Genomic DNA, 6000 nt, shown 5'->3' on the forward strand with positions numbered 1-6000 from the left:
TAAGTTGGAGAGTAGGGAGTGGGGGAATAGGGAATAGGGAGTAGTTTTTTTATATCAGTCAATTGGGTTTGAGCTCGCCATATACTCCGAGAGTTTCGGTGGCAACACGGGTAGCATTAAGCCAGTCAAGATTTTTTTGAGCCTGTTCTTTCCAATAATTGAGTTTGGTAGAATGCTTCAGCAGATCGGCTATGGTTGTGGCCAGGGCCTGACTGTCGCCTGGTGGCACTAACAACCCGGCTTTGCCATGTTCCAATACTTCTGGGATGCCGTCAACGTGACTAGCGACGATGGCACAACCAACTTCTCGGGCTTCTGAGATAGCCAATCCAAAGGGTTCTCGATGGGAGGCTAGAACAAAAACATCTGTCGATAATAGATAGGCGCGAGGATCAGACTGAAACCCTTCAAAATGAATGCGATGTGCTACACGGGTTTGGCGGGCCTGGGACTGAAATTGCTCTTTTTCCGGACCATGGCCCACCAGGTACAGATGGGCCTCTGGAAAATCTGAAGCCACTCGTTCAAATGCCGCAATCAGCTCAGAAATTCCCTTGCGAGAGTTCATGCCAGCTACTGTGGTAATTGCTGGGCGCTGTAAATAGGCAGGAGAGCACTCTGTTAGGGCACCTACCCGAGGACTTTCAAGGGTGCCGTTGGTGACAACTCGCAGCTTGCGTGTGGGAATACCTCGCTGCTGCATCGATTTAGACACCGCCTGGCTCACGGCAATGACGCGATCGGCCAAACCCATGAACTTGGCGCTTTCTTGAAATTCGTTGTGAACGGTTGCTACTAAACCGTATTTACTCCAAAGCTTTAAACCGCGAGCCAGGACAGCCCCTGTCATCATGTGGGCATGGACAATGTCAGGCTTTACCTGACGCACGATTGTACGATACTGGGACGCTGCATGCATCAAATTACGCCAGGTTCGGGTTTGGTTTAACCGAAAATGGGTCACCTGATATTGGTCCAACAATGCTTCATATTCACCGCCACCAGAGATAACACTGACCTCATATCCAGCTTGAGCCTGAAGGCAAGCCAAATCCACCGCAACGTTGACAATCCCATTCCCTACTTTTTGAATATGGTTGAGGATGTGTAGGACTCGCATTATATGGCTCCAGCAGTGGTTTGTTGCATAGCCTGTAAACTGTTCAAGACGTCTAGATATTGGCGCACGATGCAGTCTATGGTGAAGGCTTGCGATCGCGCCTTCAGCACCGTGGTATCCATGGGGTCTTTCAGGGTCGAGACGATAGCATTAGCCATCGCTTCATAGTTACCCACCGGCACCAGTGCACCGTACTGACCCTTGTTTAAAATTTCCGCCGGACCGCTCTCACAGTCAGTGGATACCACCGGAGTGCCAGCTGCGATCGCTTCTGCTACCACATTGCCAAAGCCCTCATAGATTGAAGACAACACAAAGACATTGGCTCTCGCCATATAGGCATAGGGATTCTCCACAAAGCCCAGAAACAACACATCGTCCTGTAATCCAAACTTTTCAATTAAGGCATCCAACTCAGGCTTAACCTCAGGCTCTCGCGGATCTACATCTCCCAAAATCATTAGCCGTGCCGGATGTTGTTTACGCACAAGGGCAAACGCCTGTACAAGGGTGGCAAAACTCTTTTGTTTAACAATCCGTCCCACCCCCAACAACACAGGCGGTTGACCTTCTTCAAACCATGGATGAGCAATGGTTTCCTGCGCTTTCTGAGTAAAGTCTGAGGTAACCACGGGGTTATGGATAACCGTCATCTGCTGCATTGAGATTTGGGTATGTTGCTCCAAATCACGGGCCACCCCCTCTGATGCGGTCACAATGGCATCGGCCCATGGATAAAACCGCTTGACCACCGCCCACTTAATCTTTTGCATCAGCATGGCGTGGCGATCTTGAAACTGTTGGGACAGATTGGTTTGAACACACATCACCACCCGCGTGTTCACCCCCGCTAAAAGTTTTGCCCAAGTAGCAGAGCTAAAAATATCCAGCGTTGAGATTAAGAAAGCAGGCTGTTCCTGCTTCAGATACTGTTTTAGGGCCAATGTCTTAAACAGAAGTACAGGTGATTTGGCCTCTAAATTTATCAGCCGGATATTGTCTGGAATATTCGATAGATAGGCTCCCTCAGCCTTGGCAACCACTAGATCAACAGCAAATCCTCGCTCAGCAAATCCTTCCGCCAGGTGGAGCATGACTCGCTCCGCCCCGCCGCCATCAAGATTGGGAATAAATAAACTAATAAATGGTTTTGGCATTTTGACTCTTAAAGATCGAATACAAAATCTCTGGCATCAATCGCTACTCGTTAAGCCGTAGAGAGCACAAGCTATATTGCATCTACGCTGGAGCAAGCTCCACCACCAAGGGTTCATCAGCAACATTTAAGACCAGTGACCGAGGATTGTTATACCTGGCCGTAGCATCCGTTGACCTTAGGGGTTGATAGAGGCTGGCGGATCTAATGGCCGTGGTTAATCTCACTGTCACTGCCTGGGTTGGCACTGAAATATCTCGCTTGTTGGATACATCAAAGCTTGGCACCTCTTGCCAGAGAATCAGATAAAAGCGTCCATCCCGTTTTTGTAGCAAGGTGTGATGCACATTTGTTGTTGCTCCAACCATAGTGTAGCTGAGAGCACCTGGCGAGAATACACCTTCCCCATCTCGCAATAGCGCTATTAGGTTCTGTAGCGCAGTAAACGCTGGTTTAGGGGTGCCATTTTGCCGCAGAATACCAAAATTCCCCTCCTTATCAGCCGTCTGCCACTTGTCGATGAACTCATTGATATATACTCGCTGAATATCGCGATTAAAATATTCCAGCCAAAGGCGAGGGACATACTTTCCAGCCGCTGCTTCTGAAATGCCTGGCTGACCAGATTCAGCTGCAACTGCATTATGCCAGCCAGTCTCTGTTGCGATCAGAGGCTTATCAGGACAGATTTGTCGTGTAGATGGAATCCAGTGCCAATCTAAGCCCGCTGTCGGAGGCTGGCCGCCGGGGTAGCTATGCATCGCTCCATAATCACAAACAACTTCACCCAGCGATGTGGCATTATGCCAAAGGGCCACCGTCGGGCTCAGTACGTCAAGTCTGGCGGTGGCTGGATCTTGCTTGACAGCATTGAAAAGTTCAGACTGAAACAATCTTACTCCCTGGGGAAAGGGCTGTCCTTTGTAGGATAAATCAGGCCAAACATCCCACTCATTCGGACCTTCAACCGCCTCGACCGCTGTGGGTATTGCCTTCACAATATCAACGGCAACGGAGGCATCTTGCTGATCTCTGGGATCCATTACTAACGTGGACTTGATACCGACGGTGGCAAGATCCACAAATTTTTGCTGGGTTTCTCGATCATCTAGCCGAACGCCGTCTCGAATATGACGCACACCCAGTTCTTGTAATCTCGGCTTAATAATGGAATCGTAATTACGGTAGGCACTATTGGATCTGTTTAGATGGACAACAACACCCAGTGAATCAATAAATGAGCTAGCCGCGTGAGCCGTTTCGGATGGGTTCTGGGATTGACCTGGCAGCACCGTACTACAGGCAAATACAGTGCTCACCAATAACACAAGCAAATACTGACGACGCTGAATCCAGGGTGACAACAACGATTTCATAGGTTTAGATTTCCAAAAATCTCCGATAGAGCGAATTAGCGGTGGGTAAGAGCGGATGTTCTTTCAGTTCTTGAAGCACATCCTGTTTAATTCGAGCCTTAGCTACAGTTGGAATAGCAACTAAATGCTCAGGTTGTTTCAGTTGTTTTTGAGTTTCCTGTAGCTGATTAAAAATCGTATCTCGGGTTTCAGGGGTAATGGGCTCCATATGAAATGAAGTGCCATAGCGCTGGTTGATTCTTTCCACCACATACTGAGGGCGTTGGGTTGTATCTTTGAAGTCTGAAATGGTGACATCATCGCGAACGGGCCAAATCTTCTCGTAAAAATTGATGTAGCTTTGAATGGAAAAACGTGTAGACAGAGTACGATCAACCACCAAAACAGAAGCGATAGCATCAATGGGATTGCGAATCAACACAACACAGGGAATGCCATAGTTGACAGCTTTAATGACCTGCAATGGCGCGTGCATATGGTGCGCGGCTTTAGCAGTCGGATTATACAACCGAAACATCTTCGCAAAAAAAGAGTTCGCCGAGCGGGGGAACCCTTCTATACAAATATCTTTATCAGGTGATATTTTCTTCCATCGGTTTTTTTCAGAAAAAGGAAGGAACTGAAACAGGATTTCATGGCGTCCCATGATGTGTCCTGTTCGATATTTTGTATTTTTAATCAGGCCTTTAGCAATCATGATTTTAACTGTTTAGATTATGGAGTTAATTTTGGTCCCAAATTTCATAACGCTCAAATTTGGATTTGGCATGATAGCGGGATGCCGCTAGGCCAATGCCTAAAAAGCCCCACAGCACCATGCCAACAACACCCACCATGGAGACATTGAGACCCATCTGAGCAAAAATGCCAAATGCGATCGCACGCGATGCACTGGCAAATGTATCAAAACTCGCTTCGGTTCCCTCAAACAGCTTGAAGAAGATCAAAAATACTCCGGTAATGTAAGGAATTGTTCCCATCCACCCCAAAGAAAATAACAATGTCAAAATACCGCTGTCCTGGCTTCCTAAACGGCTACTTTCTACCACCGTTCCCAAACCGCGACCCACACCTTCAGTAAGAGCCTGCCCGAGCAACTCGTTATAGCCATCCAAACGGGCTTGATAACTACCATCCTCTTGGGTGTTTGACAGAGATTCTAATCGAGGAGCAATCTCGCTGGCCAGGGGCTCTACGGAGGCTAATGGAACCACCAATAAAGCCATACTCATTAGAGTAATGAGCAACCTAACTTGCAAGTGTGATTTAAGTGAGGGCAGATAAAGCATTAGCGCAGCCACCCAGCTCAGCCACCCTGAGCGAGCCAGGGTCAGTAAAAAGGAGAGATATCCGACGCCAGTGGCAACAAACTTTATGCTTTCGCGATTACTCAACAGCAAAATCAGCCCTGCCATAATCACAGCTGCAAACGGCTGAGGAGAATTCATCGTGCTCCATACCCGAATCCCTAAGGGTTCTGGATAACCAAACACATTTGTATCCACCGCATTGCTTAACCAAAAGCGATCCCATTCCGGAGCTGTTAGATACTGCCATACGCCGTAGCCCCCCATCACCAAAGTCCCCCAGAGGAAGGTGCGCTGGATTGTTTGACGACACACAGGATATTGACGCCAGTTAACAAATAGGTGAAAGCCAAATAGGAGTGGGGGCAGCCAGTTTAACAATGCAACAAGGGTGCCTGCTACCGAGTTTTGCACTAGGCCCATCAGAAATCCATAAAAGACGCTGACAAAACAGAGAATAAAGGGCAGCCCCCCCTGACGATGAATCTTCGGCAAATAGCGCACCAGTGTGGCAGCAGAGATTAAGGTCACCAAAGGGGGTGCCAATAAGACAATGCTAGGATCTTGCCAACCACTGCGCTGATCAATTAACCGACGTACCAGGGGCGTTAAAAACCAAATCCACCAGGTAAATCCTATGTAGAGTAAGGGATAACGCACATACAACAAAACACCGACGGCAGTGGCCATCAATGGAAATAACAGCCGTAACAGGCTGCCTGCTCCAGCAACCGTGCCCAGGCCTGTGATTAGCACCAAGCTCAGAATACCGGTCCAGGCTAACGCAGGCCGAAAACGCAGCCATGAAAACGTGCCATGGCTCGGGAAATAATTGCCTGGTTGTTGCTCTTGCAAGATCATCTAATGGCGTTAGAGGTCTATCTCAGAAATCTGTCTTGGAATTATTAGCATCAGAAAATAAATAGCCAGCGCTGTCTGCTATCGGAATCTTGTGAACAGTCCAGGACTGCGCATATGGGCTAAGGAGTAGGCCATGGACTGTGGTAGGTAGCTGGCGCTAAGTGCCACCAGCGTACGCAA

5 protein-coding genes are annotated in these 6000 nt (G+C 48.2%); all 5 read right to left on the reverse strand.

What is annotated here, in order from left to right:
• Nucleotides 1-58: 58 nt before the first annotated feature.
• Entirely contained in the window at nucleotides 59-1120 is a 1062-nt protein-coding gene (locus DXZ20_RS31035) for a glycosyltransferase family 4 protein (RefSeq protein ID WP_163702754.1), read from the reverse strand.
• The gene (locus DXZ20_RS31040; RefSeq protein WP_163670873.1) at nucleotides 1120-2277 is read right to left on the reverse strand and encodes a glycosyltransferase; all 1158 of its coding nucleotides are present in this window, start codon (nucleotides 2275-2277) and stop codon (nucleotides 1120-1122) included. The genes DXZ20_RS31035 and DXZ20_RS31040 overlap by 1 nt, the downstream gene beginning before the upstream one ends.
• 82 nt (nucleotides 2278-2359) lie before the next feature.
• A complete protein-coding gene (locus DXZ20_RS31045; RefSeq protein ID WP_163702755.1) occupies nucleotides 2360-3652 on the reverse strand; it encodes a glycoside hydrolase family 17 protein in 1293 nt (430 codons plus the stop codon).
• A gap of 4 nt (nucleotides 3653-3656) precedes the next feature.
• On the reverse strand, nucleotides 3657-4127 hold the full coding sequence (locus DXZ20_RS31050) for a hypothetical protein (protein ID WP_163702756.1): 471 nt from the start codon (nucleotides 4125-4127) through the stop codon (nucleotides 3657-3659).
• Nucleotides 4128-4374: 247 nt separating this feature from the next.
• The gene (locus DXZ20_RS31055; protein WP_163670878.1) at nucleotides 4375-5820 is read right to left on the reverse strand and encodes an O-antigen ligase domain-containing protein; all 1446 of its coding nucleotides are present in this window, start codon (nucleotides 5818-5820) and stop codon (nucleotides 4375-4377) included.
• Nucleotides 5821-6000: the final 180 nt, after the last annotated feature.

Origin of the sequence: Adonisia turfae CCMR0081 (assembly GCF_011009555.1) — a bacterium.
Taxonomy (GTDB): domain Bacteria; phylum Cyanobacteriota; class Cyanobacteriia; order Phormidesmidales; family Phormidesmidaceae; genus Leptothoe; species Leptothoe turfae.

What these genes read in the sequence shown, in the direction of transcription:
- DXZ20_RS31050 (WP_163702756.1), bottom strand. Translation starts at nt 4,127, where the DNA reads ATGCACGCGCCATTGCAGGTCATTAAAGCTGTCAACTATGGCATTCCC.
- DXZ20_RS31035 (WP_163702754.1), bottom strand. Translation starts at nt 1,120, where the DNA reads ATGCGAGTCCTACACATCCTCAACCATATTCAAAAAGTAGGGAATGGG.
- DXZ20_RS31045 (WP_163702755.1), bottom strand. Translation starts at nt 3,652, where the DNA reads ATGAAATCGTTGTTGTCACCCTGGATTCAGCGTCGTCAGTATTTGCTT.
- DXZ20_RS31055 (WP_163670878.1), bottom strand. Translation starts at nt 5,820, where the DNA reads ATGATCTTGCAAGAGCAACAACCAGGCAATTATTTCCCGAGCCATGGC.
- DXZ20_RS31040 (WP_163670873.1), bottom strand. Translation starts at nt 2,277, where the DNA reads ATGCCAAAACCATTTATTAGTTTATTTATTCCCAATCTTGATGGCGGC.